The sequence below is a fragment of the Streptomyces sp. NPDC005784 genome (genome assembly GCF_042871525.1).
Taxonomy (GTDB): Bacteria; Actinomycetota; Actinomycetes; order Streptomycetales; family Streptomycetaceae; genus Streptomyces.
In genome coordinates, this window is sequence record NZ_JBIAIQ010000005.1 from 168,979 (window position 1) to 183,812 (window position 14,834).

Annotated in this window: 12 protein-coding genes; 7 read left to right on the forward strand and 5 right to left on the reverse strand. The window is 69.8% G+C overall.

All coding sequences use genetic code 11. The annotated features are described in order from the left end of the window. Positions 1–22: 22 nt before the first annotated feature. The 3 genes from ACFYR3_RS11100 (at position 23) to ACFYR3_RS11110 (ending at position 2,702) form a co-directional block, all read left to right on the forward strand. Positions 23–670 (forward strand): PadR family transcriptional regulator, encoded by a 648-nt coding sequence (locus ACFYR3_RS11100; protein ID WP_355839792.1) that lies wholly within the window; start codon positions 23–25, stop codon positions 668–670. A 242-nt stretch (positions 671–912) separates the two neighbouring features. After that, on the forward strand, positions 913–1,929 hold the full coding sequence (locus tag ACFYR3_RS11105; protein WP_355839790.1) for an ATP-binding cassette domain-containing protein: 1,017 nt from the start codon (positions 913–915) through the stop codon (positions 1,927–1,929). Continuing rightward, positions 1,926–2,702, forward strand: coding sequence for an ABC transporter permease (locus tag ACFYR3_RS11110; protein ID WP_389282511.1), 777 nt, complete (start codon positions 1,926–1,928; stop codon positions 2,700–2,702). The genes ACFYR3_RS11105 and ACFYR3_RS11110 overlap by 4 nt, the downstream gene beginning before the upstream one ends. A 286-nt stretch (positions 2,703–2,988) precedes the next feature. Here ACFYR3_RS11110 and ACFYR3_RS11115 read toward each other — a convergent pair whose 3' ends face one another. Both ACFYR3_RS11115 and ACFYR3_RS11120 read right to left on the reverse strand, forming a co-directional pair. Next, positions 2,989–3,825 (reverse strand): siderophore-interacting protein, encoded by an 837-nt coding sequence (locus tag ACFYR3_RS11115; protein WP_355839787.1) that lies wholly within the window; start codon positions 3,823–3,825, stop codon positions 2,989–2,991. Between the two features lie 101 nt (positions 3,826–3,926). Beyond that, a complete protein-coding gene (locus ACFYR3_RS11120) occupies positions 3,927–4,865 on the reverse strand; it encodes a 5'-3' exonuclease (RefSeq protein ID WP_355840006.1) in 939 nt (312 codons plus the stop codon). 171 nt (positions 4,866–5,036) lie between these two features. On the opposite strand from ACFYR3_RS11120, the gene ACFYR3_RS11125 reads away from it, so the two are divergent. From ACFYR3_RS11125 to ACFYR3_RS11140, 4 genes are all read left to right on the forward strand, one after another. Further along, entirely contained in the window at positions 5,037–6,116 is a 1,080-nt protein-coding gene (locus ACFYR3_RS11125) for a betaine/proline/choline family ABC transporter ATP-binding protein (protein ID WP_355839785.1), read from the forward strand. Next, positions 6,109–8,724, forward strand: a complete 2,616-nt coding sequence (locus ACFYR3_RS11130) for an ABC transporter permease/substrate binding protein (protein WP_389282513.1) — start codon at positions 6,109–6,111, stop codon at positions 8,722–8,724. Before ACFYR3_RS11125 ends, ACFYR3_RS11130 begins: the two co-directional genes overlap by 8 nt. Before the next feature lie 747 nt (positions 8,725–9,471). Beyond that, a complete protein-coding gene (locus ACFYR3_RS11135) occupies positions 9,472–10,053 on the forward strand; it encodes an XRE family transcriptional regulator (RefSeq protein WP_355839781.1) in 582 nt (193 codons plus the stop codon). A 114-nt stretch (positions 10,054–10,167) separates the two neighbouring features. Then, the gene (locus ACFYR3_RS11140) at positions 10,168–10,905 is read left to right on the forward strand and encodes a helical backbone metal receptor (protein ID WP_355839779.1); all 738 of its coding nucleotides are present in this window, start codon (positions 10,168–10,170) and stop codon (positions 10,903–10,905) included. A 56-nt stretch (positions 10,906–10,961) separates the two neighbouring features. Here ACFYR3_RS11140 and ACFYR3_RS11145 read toward each other — a convergent pair whose 3' ends face one another. The 3 genes from ACFYR3_RS11145 to ACFYR3_RS11155 form a co-directional block, all read right to left on the reverse strand. Continuing rightward, on the reverse strand, positions 10,962–12,785 hold the full coding sequence (locus tag ACFYR3_RS11145) for a choline/carnitine O-acyltransferase (RefSeq protein WP_389282516.1): 1,824 nt from the start codon (positions 12,783–12,785) through the stop codon (positions 10,962–10,964). Further along, the gene (locus ACFYR3_RS11150) at positions 12,782–13,627 is read right to left on the reverse strand and encodes a class I SAM-dependent methyltransferase (protein ID WP_355839775.1); all 846 of its coding nucleotides are present in this window, start codon (positions 13,625–13,627) and stop codon (positions 12,782–12,784) included. Before ACFYR3_RS11150 ends, ACFYR3_RS11145 begins: the two co-directional genes overlap by 4 nt. Positions 13,628–13,703: 76 nt before the next feature. Next, complete coding sequence (locus tag ACFYR3_RS11155; RefSeq protein WP_389282518.1) at positions 13,704–14,573, reverse strand: arpA protein; 870 nt, start codon at positions 14,571–14,573, stop codon at positions 13,704–13,706. Between the last annotated feature and the right edge of the window lie 261 nt (positions 14,574–14,834).

A 14,834-nucleotide genomic window follows, 5' to 3' on the forward strand; every position in this document is an offset into this window, starting at 1 on the left:
CGGTGACGAGTCGAGAGGTGTGATGGCGATGAAGCGACGCAAGCTGAGCAACCCGCTGGCGCTCGCCGTCATGACGACGCTCTGGCAGAAACCGATGCATCCGTACGAGATCGCCCGGACGTTGCGCCGTCAGGGCAAGGACAGCAGCACGAAGATCAACTACGGGTCTCTGTACACGGTCGTGCAGAACCTGGAGAAACACGGCTTCGTCGAGGTCACCGATGTGGAGCGGCAGGGCAACCGTCCGGAGCGCACGATCTACGGCATCACCGAGGCCGGGCGCGAGGAGATGACCGAATGGCTCTCCGACCTGATGGCCGTCCCGGCGCGTGAGTACCCGATTTTCGAGACGGCGCTCTCGCTCATGGGGGTGCTGCCTCCGGACGAGGTCGCGCGGCTGCTCGCGGAGCGGCTCAACTCCCTCGAAGTGCAGGCCGCGAGCGCCCACGGCGGTCTGGCGAAGCTGTACGAGACGCTGCCCCGGCTCTTCCTCGTGGAGAGCGAGTACCAGCTGCACATGATCGAGGCGCAGGCACAGTGGGTCCGGGGCTTCCTCAAGGAGCTCAGGGACGGCACGCTGCCGGGCGTCGAGGCGTGGCGGACCTTCCACGAGACGGGGGAGATCCCGCCCGAGTTCCAGGACGTGGAGGAGCGCCACTTCGAGCAGTGACCCTTCGAGCAGTGACCCGAAGAAGAACAGACCCCGGCAGGACTGTTGCACCAGTCCCACCAGGGTCTCGAACCCCGAACTGAATCCGCCGTGCGGCAGTTCCAGGCCATCGAGGTGCGGCACACCCAGGATAGCCCGGCGCTCTTCACGCGGATCAGCTCGGCAGTCACCCGAGACCACTCGGGAATCCGAGATCACTCGGCTTCACGCCGAGCATCCGCTCACTTGGGAGAGCAGTCGTCATGAGTAGTACTCGTGCGCCCGCGGTCGAGGCGCGTCAGCTGATCAAGACCTATTCCGGTGACGTCACCGCGCTCAGCGGCATGGACATCACCGTGGAGCAGGGCACCGTCTTCGGCCTCCTCGGCCCGAACGGCGCCGGCAAGTCCACCACCGTCAAGATCCTCACCACACTGGCCCGCCCCGACTCGGGCACCGCCACCGTCGCGGGCCACGACGTACTGCGCCACCCGGACCGGGTGCGGCGCGCGATCGGCGTGGTCGCCCAGAGCTCGGGCGCCGACCCGGTGGCGACCGGCCGGGAGAACCTCCGGCTCCAGGGCAGGCTCTACGGTCTGAGGGGCGCGGGCCTGGACCGCCGGGTCGACGAACTCCTGGAGCGGTTCACCCTCGCCGACGCAGCGCGGCGCCCGGTCAAGGGTTACTCGGGCGGCATGCGGCGGCGCCTGGACGTGGCGCTCGGTCTGGTCCACCGGCCCGAGGTGCTCTTCCTCGACGAGCCCACCACCGGACTCGACCCCGAGGCGCGCACCGCGATGTGGGAGGAGATCGCCCGGCTCGCCGGCGACGAGGGCCTGACCATCCTGCTCACCACGCACTACCTGGAAGAGGCCGACCGGCTCGCCGAGCGCATCGCCATCGTCGACCGCGGCCGTGTCGTCGTCGAGGGCACCCCGGACGAGCTGAAGGGCGAACTCCGCGGCGACGCCGTCCATGTGGAACTGACCGAGGCGGTCGGCGAAGCCGGCCGTACGCTGCTGGAGGGCACCCTCGGCTCACTGCCGGGCGTGCATCAGGTGCTGCTCGACGGGCGGCGGATCAGCGTCCGCGCCGACGACGGCGGGGCCGCGGTACCCGCCCTGCTCGGAGCCCTGGACCGGGCCGGGGTCAAGGTCGCCGCCGCGACCGTCGCCCGTCCCTCGCTCGACGACGTCTATCTCCGCTACGCGGGCCGCCGTTACGCGGAGGCCGAGGCGGAAGGCGCCGACTCCTTCGTTCTCGCCGGAGGTGCCCGATGAGCGCGGCCGTTTCCCAGACCTGGTACATGACGCAGCGTCAACTCATGGTGTTGGCCCGCCAGCCCGCGTACGCGATCATCACCCTGATCCAGCCGGTGATCTGGCTCTTCCTGTTCGGCAGCCTCTTCAAGAAGGTCGTCGAGCTCGGCGGCTTCGGCACCACCTCCTACCTCGACTACCTGGTGCCGGGTGTGGTCGTGATGAGCGCCCTCAGCTCCAACATGTGGGCCGGGATGGGCACGTTGGAGGAGATCCAGCGCGGCACGCTCAACCGCTTCCTGACCACCCCGGTCAGCCGGGCCGCGCTGATGAACGGCAACGTCGTCAACAACGGCCTGATCACCGCACTGCAGTCGGTCGTCATCGTGCTCCTCGGACTCGCCGGCGGCGCCGACTACCCGGGCGGCGTCGGCGGTGTGGCGATCCTGGTCCTCGCCTCGGTCCTGCTCGGCACGGTGTTCGGAGCGTTGTCCAACGCACTGGGCATGCTGGTGCAGGAGCGGGAGTCGATCATCGGGATCAACACCTTCCTGCTGCTGCCGCTGACGTTCCTCTCCAGCGCCTTCATGGCGCCGTCGCAGATGCCCGGCTGGATTCGGCACATCGCCGACTTCAACCCGCTCAACTGGGCGATGGTCGCGGGCCGTTCGGCGATGTCCCAGCACCCCGACTGGGGTGACGTGCTCAGCCGGACGGGCGCGCTGCTCGCGCTCGCGGTGGCGGCGGTCTGGCTGTCGATCCGCACGTTCCGGTCGTATCAGCGGTCGGTGTAGCCCCTGGGGCGGACGGCCGGTCACGCCCAAGGGCGGTGGCCGGCCGGGGTCATGGGCGGCGGTCGGTCAGGCCCACGGGCCGGCGCCGGCCTCGCGCGCGGGCGGCCGGTCTCGCGCGCGGGCGGTGGCCCGTCGAGCCCGTAGGTGGTGGCCGGTGCGGCGCGCGGCGGCCGCCCCGCCCGGCTGTTGCGTACCTACGTACATACGTCAGGAGGCGGCCCGCGCGACGCGGGTCCGCCTCCTGACGTATGTACGGGGTGGTGACGTACGGGGTGGTGAGCCGGCGTCAGGCCGACGCCTCCTGCTCCGCCTCCACCTGGGCGTTCCACGCGCGCTTCGCCGCCTGCCAGCCGTCCTCGTTGTGACCGAGACGCCAGTAGCCGGAGATGGACAGGTCGTCGCGCGAAATCCCGCGCTCGACCCGCAGCAGCCCCCGCAGCTCCTTCACGAAGCCCGCCTCGCCGTGCACGAACGCGTGCACCCGGCCCTCCGGGAACTCCAGCGCTCGTACGGCCTCCACCAGGGCCGCGCCGACGGGCCGGTCACCGCGGTGCAGCCAGACGACCTCCGCGTCGGAGTCGATCTTCTGCTCCTCCTCGGGTCCGGAGACCTCGACGAAGGCGCGCACGACGGCGGCGTCGGGCAGCGACTCCAGGGCGGCGGCGATCGCGGGCAGCGCGCTCTCGTCACCGGCGAGCAGATGCCAGTCGGCGCTCGTGTCGGGCGCGTAGGCGCCACCGGGACCATTGAACCGGACGACCTCGCCCGGTTGCACGCGAAGGGCCCACGGCCCGGCGAGCCCCTCGTCCCCGTGCACCACGAAGTCCAGTGTCAGCTCGCGCACTTCGGGGTCCCAGGCGCGCACGGTGTACGTCCGTGTCACCGGCCACTGCTCGCGCGGGAACTCCTCGCGGATGCGCTCCAGGTCGAAAGGCTCGGGATAGGTGACGCCCGCGGGGCCGAACAGCAGTTTCACATAGTGGTCGGTGCTCGTGCCCGCGGCGAAGTCCACCAGGGTGTCGCCTCCCAGCACCACCCGTTGCATGTGGGGGGTCAGCCGCTCGGTCCGCACGACCTTCGCGGAGTGGGGCTTCCGGGGCTTGCGTTCCGGGCGCTCTGCCATGACTGCCTCCTGATTCGCATGCTTAGGCTTACCTAAGTTAGCACCCCTTCCTTTGTGGCACCTAGGCCTGAAGTGATATCCGTCGCGTCAGGAGCGTTCGGCTATGCCTGCAGCGTCGTGAGCAAGCGGTGCAACGAGCCGCCCAGGCCCCAGCGTGCGGCCAGTTCGTCGAGCGCGGCGGGGTGGCGCGGCGCGTGCGGCAGCGCCGTGTCCACCTCGGGCAGCGGCACGTCCCCGGCCACCTTGACGACAGTCGGCGCCACGGCGAGGTACGGCCGGGACTCGTCGAGTCGCTTGCGCTGAGAGGGCGTCAGCCTGGCCTCGGGGTCGTCGACGGCGGCCATGATCCCGGCCAGGTCGCCGAACTCGGCGAGCAGTTTGGCGGCCGTCTTCTCCCCGATGCCGGGCACTCCGGGCAGCCCGTCGCTCGGGTCGCCGCGCAGCAGTGCCAGATCCGCGTACCCCGGACCGTCCACGCCGTACTTCTCGCGCAGCCATGCCTCGTCGGTGAGCTGGAGCGTTCCGACACCCTTGAGGGGATACAGCACGCGCACCCCCCGCTTGTCGTCGACGAGTTGATACAGGTCACGGTCTCCGGTGACGATGTCGACCGGGCCCGTGGCGCGTCCGGTGAACGTGCCGATCACGTCGTCGGCCTCGTACCGCTCGACCCCTACGCGAGCGATGCCCAGCGCGTCCAGGACGTCCTCGATGACGGGCACCTGCGGGGAGAGCGTGTCCGGCACCTCCTCCTCGTCCGGGCCGGTCTCGGTCTCCACCGCGACCCGGTGCGCCTTGTACGACGGGATCAGATCGACCCGCCACTGCGGGCGCCAGTCCGCGTCCATGCAGGCCACCAGATCGTCCGGGCGGTGGTCCTTGACCAGGCGGTCGATGAACTCCAGCAGCCCGCGCACGGCGTTCACCGGTGTGCCGTCCGGGGCCTTCACGGATTCCGGCACGCCGAAATAGGCGCGGAAGTACAGCGAGGCGGTGTCGAGAAGCATGAGTCGTCGCGTCTGCAGAGTCACGCTCCGCATCATGCCGTACGCCACTGACAGTGACCTGGACCACTCCCGTGTTTGCTCCGTGTAAGCGAGGGCAGGCGCCGCCTCTGAACGGACCCGGTTGTGCATTCAACCGTCACCAGCCGTCGGGAACGTCGAAAGTATTTGTTCAACCCGTTCCCCGCGTCAGAACGAGAGGCACACGTGTCATCCAGGCTTGAGGCCGACCATCTGTACAAGGTGTTCGGAAGACGATCGGAAGCGGCCGTGGAGCGGCTCCGTCAGGGGGCCGACCGTGAGGAACTGCGCGCCGACGGCACCACCGCCGCCGTGATCGACGCGTCCTTCACCGTGGAACCAGGGCAGACCTTCGTCGTCATGGGCCTGTCCGGATCCGGCAAGTCCACGCTGCTGCGCATGCTCAACGGACTGCTGGAGCCCACCGCGGGACACGTGCGCTTCGACGGACAGGACCTCACCGCGCTCAGCGCGCGCGAACTGCGCGAGGTCCGCTCCCGGAAGATCAGCATGGTCTTCCAGCACTTCGCGCTGTTCCCGCACCGCAGCGTGCTGGAGAACGCCGGCTACGGCCTGGAGGTCCAGGGCGTACCGGCCGCCGAACGCAGGGAACGGGCGGCCACGGCCCTGGAACTCGCCGGACTCGCCGGCTGGGAGAAGTCCTGGCCCGACGAACTGTCCGGCGGAATGCAGCAGCGTGTGGGGCTCGCCCGCGCGCTCGCCACCGACGCCGATCTGCTGCTCATGGACGAGTCGTTCAGCGCGCTCGACCCGCTGATCCGCCGCGACATGCAGGACCAGCTGATCGAGCTCCAGAAGAAGCTCAAGAAGACCATCGTCTTCATCACGCACGACCTCAACGAGGCGATGCGCCTCGGCGACCGGATCGCCGTCATGCGCGACGGCCGCATCGTCCAGATCGGCACCGCCGAGGACATCCTCGTCCGGCCCGCCGACGACTACGTCGCCTCCTTCACCCAGGACGTCGACCGCTCGCGGGTGCTGACCGCGGGCGCCGTCATGGACACGGACCTGCGCGGCGACGAGGCCGACTGCTCCTGCGAGACCGCCACTCCCGACACCCCGTTCGTGGACCTCTGCGCGATCAGCGCCCGGCTCTCCCACCCGGTCGCCGTGCTCGACGAGGACCGCGCACTCGTCGGAGTCGTCCCGCGACAGCGGCTCGTCGGCTTCCTCGGGGACGAGAGGGGCACGCCCGAGCGGTGTCCCAGCACGCGGAACGAGGAGGTGAAGGCCGGTGCCTAGGATCCCCTTCGGCGACTGGGTCAACAGCGCGGTCGACTGGCTGCTGAACCACATGGCGTGGCTCTTCGACTTCCTCAAGACCGTCTTCTCGGGCACCTACGACGGCATCGACGCCGTCCTCCAGGCGCCGCAACCGCTTCTCCTCGCCGGTATCTTCGCGGTCGTCGCCTTCTGGCTGCGCGGCACCTCCGCCGGTGTCCTCACCTTCGCCGGATTCGCCTTCATCGACTCCCTCGAACTGTGGGAGGACGCGATGGTGACCCTGTCCCTGGTCCTCGTCGCGACGCTCATCGCGCTCGTCGTCTCCGTGCCCGTGGGCATCTGGGCGGCCCGCTCCGACCGGGTCAGCGGCATCGTCCGGCCGGTCCTCGACTTCATGCAGACGCTGCCCGCGATGATCTACCTCATCCCGGCGATCCTGTTCTTCGGCACCGGTGCCCCCGCCGGCATCGTCGCCACCCTGATCTTCGCGCTGGCCCCCGGTGTCCGCATGACCGAGCTGGGCATCCGCCAGGTCGACAAGGAACTGGTCGAGGCCGCCGACGCGTTCGGCACCACCCCGCGCGACACCCTGCTGCGCATCCAGCTCCCGCTCGCACTGCCCACCGTCATGGCGGGCGTCAACCAGGTCATCATGCTGGGCCTGTCCATGGCGGCCATCGCGGGCATGGTCGGCACCGGCGGTCTCGGCGGCGATGTCAACGAGGCCATCGGCCAGTTGAACGTCGGCCTCGGCTCCGAAGCCGGCGTCGCCATCGTCATCCTCGCGATCTACCTCGACCGCATGACCGGCGCGCTGGGCACCCAGGTCTCCCCGCTCGGCCGCCGCGCCGCAGCCAAGGCGCGCGCCGCGCAGGGCCTGCGGATCTGGTCGTACCGCCCCCGTCCCGTAGTCGCCATGGCGGGCGTCGTCGTGCTCGCCCTGGTCGCGGGCGGCATGGGAATCCTCGGCGGTACCGGCTCGGCCTCCACCGCGCCCGACGGCGAGAACGTCGGCCAGGGCAAGAAGGTCACCATCGGCTACATCCCCTGGGACGAGGGCGTCGCCTCCACCTTCCTCTGGCAGGAGATCCTGGAGCGGCGCGGCTTCCAAGTGGAGACCAAGCAGTTCGACGCGGGCCCGCTGTACACCTCGCTGGCCCAGGGCGACGTCGACTTCGAGACCGACTCCTGGCTGCCGACCACGCACGCGCAGTACTGGAAGAAGTACGGCAAGCAGCTCGACGACCTGGGTTCCTGGTACGGCCCGACGTCCCTGGAACTGTCCGTGCCCGCCTACATGAAGGGCATCGACTCTCTCGACGACCTCAAGGGCAAGTCCGGCACCTTCGGGGGCAAGATCACCGGTATCGAGTCCAGCGCCGGAATGATGGGCCTGCTCAAGAGCAAGGTGCTCAAGGCGTACGGGCTTGACAAGGAGTACAAGGTCGTCGACAGCTCCACGCCCGCGATGCTGGCCGAGCTGAAGCGCGCGTACGCCAGGAAGGCGCCGATCGTCGCCACCCTGTGGTCGCCGCACTGGGCCTACAGCGAGTACGAGCTGAAGAAGCTCAAGGACCCGAAGGGCGCCTGGGGCAAGGGCGACGGCGTGCACACCCTCTCCCGCAAGGGTTTCGCCCAGGACAACCCGGTCGTCGGCCAGTGGCTGAAGAACTTCAGGATGACCGAGAAGCAGCTCACCGGTCTCGAAGCCCGGATCAACAAGGCCGGCAAGGGCAAGCAGCAGGACGCGGTGCGCGGCTGGCTGAAGAAGAATCCCGGAGTCGTCGACAAGCTCGCGCCGGTCAAGGGCTCCGCGTCCGCCGCCCCGGCCGAGGCGAAGCGCCCGCTGGACGTCGCCTGGTTCCCCTGGGACGAGGACGTCGCCGTCACCTACCTCTGGAAGAACGTCCTGGCCCGGCGCGGCTACACGCTGAACCTCAAGCAGATGGACGTCGGCCCGGTCTACACCGGACTGGCATCCGGCGACCTCGACCTCAACTTCGACGCGTGGCTGCCGTACGCCCAGTCCAACTACTGGGAGCAGCACAAGAACGACCTGAGGGATCTCGGCACGTGGTACGAACCGACCTCCCTGGAGATCGCCGTCCCCTCGTACGTGAAGGACGTCAAGTCCCTCGCCGACCTCAAGGGCAGGAGCAAGACCTTCGGCGGCAGGATCATCGGCATCGAGCCGGGCACCGGTGAGATGAACCTCCTCAAGAAGAAGGTGCTTCCGGGTTACGGCCTCGACAAGGAGTACAAGGTCGTCGACGGTTCGACGCCCGCGATGCTGGCCGAGCTGAAGCGCGCGTACGCCAAGAAGGAGCCGGTCGCGGTCGCCCTGTGGTCGCCGCACTGGGCGTACAGCGAGTACAAGCTCACCAAGCTCGCCGACGACAAGAAGCTGTTCGGCGAGGGCAACACGATCCGGACCATCGCCGGCAAGAAGTTCCCCGGCCAGTACCCGAAGCTCACCGAGTGGATCAGGAAGTTCAGGCTGAGCGAGGCCGAACTCGGCAGCCTGGAGAGCGAGATCAAGCGGCGCGGGCAGGGGCACGAGGAGGACGCCGTCGCCGGGTGGCTCAAGGAGCACCCGGACATGGTGGAGCGGATGACTCCGCAGTAGGAGGCGACCCGTTCACCTCGAGGCATGGTGATCGGTTCACTCCGACGTGTGGTCAGGAGTGATCGGTTCACTCCGAGTGTGGTGAGCGGTTCACTCCGAGGGGTGGTCCTCGTCGTACGGGTTCTCTTGACCCCGTGCGGCGCGGGCCACCCCTCGCGGCGTTCCCGGGGCCCGCGGATCCCTCCCCGTCCGGGCGGATGCCGGTCCGCACACGCGGGCGACGACGCGGCGTGGTCCCGTACTGGCGTACGGGAGAGATCCGGACAACCGTTACGCGGTGCGCGACCGCACCCTCTCGCCGCGTTTTCGGCCCAGGGCGTCGACCGCGCGTCCGAGGCGCCGGCCGCCCTCGCGCACCGCTCCGAGGCCCGCCGCACATCAGCTCCGTGCGCGGCGGTGGGGCCGAACCCGCCGGCCACCGTGGGCCGCGGTGCGACGCGGACCGCCAACTGGGCACTGGGAGAACGGAATTCGCGATCCGATCCCACGGCGGACGGGTCCGGACGGGTATCCCGCCCTGGTGATCGGCCCTTTCGCCTCGCGCGAGTAGGCCGCGGCGCCGGGCGCGCGACGGCTCGCGCGGTGGCGCGAACTGTAACCCTCACACTCCCTCGATGTGACAGCGATGTGACGGGTGCATGAAACGGTTTGCCGAACATGCGTAGGGTGCAAACAACTCATCAGAAGCGGCGGACCGGAAATCCGGACGGTTCGCGGACCGACGACGCGAGGGAGGGAGCCGGAGCGATGGGCGACCACAAAGAACAGCCCCTTCGGGTGGGCGCGGCCGTACGGCGACGGCGTCGGGCACTGCGGCTCACCCTTGCCGTCGTGGCCGAGCGCAGTGGCCTGTCGGTGCCCTTTCTCAGCCAGGTGGAGAACGAGCGGGCCCGGCCCAGCAGAAGTTCCCTGGAGCGAGTCGCCGACGCCCTCGGCACCACCGCCGTCGAACTGCTCGCCGCCGCCGACCCGGCGTGCAGTGTCGACGTCGTGCGCGCCGACGCCGGCGCCGAGTTCACTTCCGAGGCCCGCATGCGCCCTCTGGTGCGCGGTCACCACCAGCTGCACGCCACCGAGTTCACCGGTGATCACGAAGAGGGACGCGAACTCCAGCACCGCAACGACAAGTTGATGTACGTCGCCGACGGTGCCGTCGAGGTCGAGGCGGAGGGGCGTGCCCATCGACTGGGGCGCGGGGACACCCTCCATCTGACGGGCGGGGTGCGGCACCGCTGGCGCGCCACTGTGCCGGACACCCGGGTGGTCGTCGTCGAGGTCGCCGACCACATCGACGCGGTGGAGGACCGGCACAACCTCGGCAGGCGCTGAGCGGCGCGGCCGAGGGCGGTGCGGGAGAAGACGGGGCGAGTTGGAGCGAGGCGGGAGCAGACGGCGCGGGAGAGGATGGCGGGAGAACGGACGGCGCGGGAGAGGCGGACGGGTATGCGGGTGGTGTCCGGTATCCGGGTGGTGTCCCTCGTGCCCTCGCTCACGGAGGCCGTCGCCGTGTCCGTGCCCGCCGCCCTGGTCGGCGCGACCGACTGGTGCAGCCACCCCCCGGACCTCGACGTCGTACGGATCGGGGGCACCAAGAACCCCGACGTCGACGCCGTCGTACGGCTCGCGCCCGACCTCGTCGTCGCCAACGAGGAGGAGAACCGGGAGCCCGATCTGGCCGCCCTGCGCGAGGCGGGCATCGAGGTACTGGTCACCGAGGTGCGGGACGTGCCCGGGGCCCTTCGTGAACTGGACCGGGTGCTCGGCGCGTGCGGCGCGCGCAGTCGCCCGCGCTGGCTGGACGCGGCGGAGGCCGCGTGGACGGAACCGGCGGCTCCCGACCGCCGTACGACCGCGATCGTGCCGATCTGGCGGCGGCCCTGGATGGTGCTGGGCCGCGACACCTTCGCCGGAGACGTCCTCGCCAGGCTCGGCGTCGACAACGTGTACGCGCACCACGAGGACCGCTACCCGCGCATTCCGCTCGCCGAGCTGACCGCGGCGGCCCCGGATCTCGTGGTGCTGCCGGACGAGCCGTACCGCTTCACCGCCGACGACGGCCCCGAGGCCTTCCCGGGGCTGCCCCACGCCCTCGTCGACGGCCGCCTGCTGACCTGGTACGGACCGTCACTCGCCGAGGCACCCGCACGGCTCGGCGAGGCGCTGCGACCCGTCGGCTGCTGACCGGGCCGCCGGACCGTGGTCCCCGATCGGGAGTTCCGGTCCGGCAGCGGGGTTCGTCAGTCCTCGGGCCGCTCGGGCGCCAGCAGTTCCCGGAGTTCGTCCATCGCCTCCCGGAGCCGGTCGGCGAATGTCCCCATCTGCGCGGCGACCGCCAACGGCGTGCTCAGGTAGAGGTTGAACCGCTCGGGAAGCAGCACATAGGCGACACCGATGCACTGGCTGCTGGTCGAACCGAAGCCGAAGTACTGGATATTGACGGACGGCGCGGAGCTCGTGCTCAGGTAGTCGTCCCGCATGGTCGACCAGCCCGGCGTCCGGTACAGCGCGGGCTGCTCGGTCACCCCGAGCTCGGCCCCCCGCCGGCGCTGGATCAGCTCCAGCTCCCACAGGTGCTGCTCCGGCACCTGCCCGGCCTGGCACGCCTTCGCGCGCGCCACATGGGCCTCCGTCGCGGCCCGGAACGCGGCGCGCCGGGCGTCCGCGTCCGCTGCCGGGTCCTCCAGCGCCGCCACGAAAGCCACCATCTCGGTGGTGACGACGCGCATCGCCTCGGTCCGGCCGTGCCGGTACTGCCGGGTGGCGATCGACTCGTACGTGGCGCCCAGGAGCCCCTTGGCGCGCTGGTGGGCGAGCTGGTAGGCGGCCTGGACGAACGCGTCCGGCGAGACCCCCAGCACCTTGGCCGCGCTGCTGCCGAAGTCCGTGAACGACAACGTGCTGGTCGCGGTGTTCTCCCCGTACGCCGCGAACGCGTCGGCGGCGGAGCGCGCCTGCTCCCGCAGCGCGTCGTCCAGTTCGAACGTGATCGGCTCGAGCGCCGGCAGCCCCTGGGAGCGGGCTCCGGACTGCCGGGACTGCTCCTCGGCCGGGGTGTTGAGCAGGGCGTCGGTGAAGGTGAGGATCGTGGTCCCGTCCAACTCGCAGTGCTCGACGTTGATGCCCGCCCGCCCGTCGGCGAAGACGACGAAGGACACGGCCTTGTCGAACCAGCGGTTGCCGCGGTCGCCGTACAGCAACTGGTCACAGGCGTCCTGGACGTCCGCGGGGGCGAAGTCCTCCAGAGCGACGCAGAACAGTGCGGTCTCGACATCGTCAAGGGCGTCGGCGTTGCGGGGGTGGCAGGCGAGAAGGGACTCCCGGGCGGCCGCCCACTCCGCGCGGGCCATGGTCGTGAGGTGGCCCACCGAGGTGTCCGCGCCGGCCGGGTCGGCCTTCATCACGGCGCGCAGCCCCGCCTCGATGTCGTCCAGGCTGTGCGGGACACCGTCCGGACCCAGCACGTCCAGCCGGAACATGCCGCCCCGGAAGAACACCACGACGTGCCGGGCCTCGGACGGGCCCGGCCACTCCTCGGTGTAGGGGGCGCGGACGGTGTCCTGCGGGACGCCGGGGATACGCGTGCTGGAGAACAGGAACTTGTTCTGCACCATCGACTGAGGTGCTCCGCGCTGCACCACCGGTGGAACCAGCCCCTGATCGAGCTGCCGCTTGTAGTTGAGGGCCCCGGCGACGAGCCCGGCCGCCCGCTCCACCTGCGCCTGGTCGGAGTCCTTGAACAGGAAGAAGAAGTTGGCGTTGAGGGCGATCCGGTCCCGGCGGCCCAGGTATCGGTACGGCCAGAAGGTGTCGAGCCAGCTGTGCACGCCCTCCGTGGCGTCGTATTCCTCCAGCGCGGCATGCAGCACCCGGCCGGGGCCACCGGGCCGGAGGAAGGCGGCGACCTCCGCCTCGGTCGCCGACCGCTCGTCGGCGGTCAGCAGCGGCGTGCACCAGGCGAGAAACCTCTCGCAGCTCGCGTCCAGCGTGGGCAGCGGCACGCGCGGGAGGCCGTCCTCCTGGGCGAAGGTCGCGTTGCCTGACGCATCCTGACTGGTATTCAACTCTGTTCTCGATTCGGATCGTCGGTACCTGTGATGTCGTACGGCCGGGAAAGGTGGAGCTGTGCGTACAGCCAGCCTTCCGCCTCCAGGCCCCGTGGATCCACCCCCGCGGCCGACATGCTGTCGAGCACGAGCGCCTGCTCCTGCGGGGAGGCGAACCGCCGCTGTCTGAACACCTCGTCGACGCGGACGGTCCGGTAGCCCAGACTCGCCAAGGCGCGCTCGACGGGGTCGAACGGGAACATCCGCAGCACGAAGTGCGCCATCCAGGGCCGGCGGGTGCCCTGCGCCCGGACGACGCGCGTGAGCGTCCGCTCGGTGACGTAGCCGACGCAGCCCGTCGAGATCACCAGGTCCGTACCCGAGAGCCCGGCGCGCTGTCGCGGTGTGGGCTCGTGCTCCTCCAGGTCGGCGTGCACCGCGTCGTCGAGGAACCCGGCCTCAAGCGCGTAGGACAGAGCGCTGCCGGAGGTGTCGAGGCCGACGAAGCGGATCGCCTGCGGGGGTCGGCGTGACCGGGCCAGCTCCCGGTCGCGGGCCAGCAGAGCCTCGCGGCTCTCACCCGCACGCTCCTCGCCGCCGTAGCGCGCGTACAGTTCGTCCATGGTCGCGTCGTACTTCAGCAGGGCGGCGTTGATTCCGTACGAGCAGCCGATGTCCAGCACCTTCGGTACCGCTACGTGCTGGGACTCCCGGTACTCCGTGATGATCTTCGCGAAGTAGGGCTTGGCCTGCTGCGGAACGCCGTAGTCGAGCGGGCGCAGCGCCCTGAAATAGGTTCGCGGATCGGGCTGGTCGTAGATGTGGTCGAGTGAGACTTTTCCGGTCACGTCGAAACGCACAGGGCTTACTCCTACGTGGGATCGCACAGGGGGAAACGGCCTACGGCGACTACGCGTTCTCGCCGCCCGACAGGTCCTAGTCCAGGAGCCGGTCGCCGCGGACCGCCCGGCCCTCGGCCGCCAGGTGCTCGGGCAGCACCCGGCCGAAGAGCTGCCGGGTCCGTTCCACGCTCCCGATGACGCCGGGGCGCTCGCTGTAGGCGAATATCGCGGAGTGGCGCGCGACCTCGCCGCGCACCGGGCTCACTCGGTGCAGCGAATAGCGCCCTTTGAACAACTGCAGGTCACCCGGTTGCAGGGGCAGGCGCCGGGTCAACCGCTCGCCCCGGCCGTCCACCACGTCCCGGACGTCGTCGAAATTCTCGTCCTGCGCGGTCCGGATGTTCGGGCAGTACTCGAAGACGCCGCCGGCCTGCGCCTGCTGGGTGAGCATGCTCACGGTGAACTCGTTGGTGTCGAAGTGCCAGGGGTGCTCCATGCCCGGCGCGACGACGTTGAGAACCAGCCCGGAGAGCGGGTCCGCCAGCTCGTGCAGCTCCGGCAGTTCGAAGCAGCGGGCGATGAAGTGCCGGCACACCGTGTCGGAGTAGAGCCGGCTGATGAGGGAGTCCGCGGGGATGCGGTCCCGCGCGACGAAGGCGTTGCCCCGCTCGAAGGTCTTCCGGCCCGGATGGTCCTCCGGCAGCGCCGAGTCCACCGCGATGTTGTAGACGTTCACCGTCTCGACGTCGTGGTGCGCCCGGGGGGCGATGGCCGAGCACTCCTTCCGCAGCACATCGCGCAGCGACGGGCGGACGAAGTCCGGCAGCACGGTACAGCCGTCAGTCAACAGGTCGCGCCGGGCACGGGAAACCACGGCCTGTCCCTGGGCGCCCGCAAGATCCGACAGGGGATAGCGAGCCGTGTCGACCACCTGATCAAGCGTCAGGGCTTCCAAAGAGCGCATTCGATCCTCTCCACATGCGGGCCGCCCCTCTCGTCGGTTCCCTCGCAGGCCCGCGGTTCCATCTCTTACGCACACGGGACGAGCGACGCGCTCCGTGCGGTCGGCCGGACCTCACTCTCGGCATATCAGTAACTCGGCTGGTAGGAAGGGAACTTGAAGTTCCCACAGCGGTGCCGTGTTGTCTGTGACGCGTCACACTGCCTCACTGTGAGCAGGTCCTGGTCACAGACGTCTACGTTCCACCCGGACCGGCGTGGTACG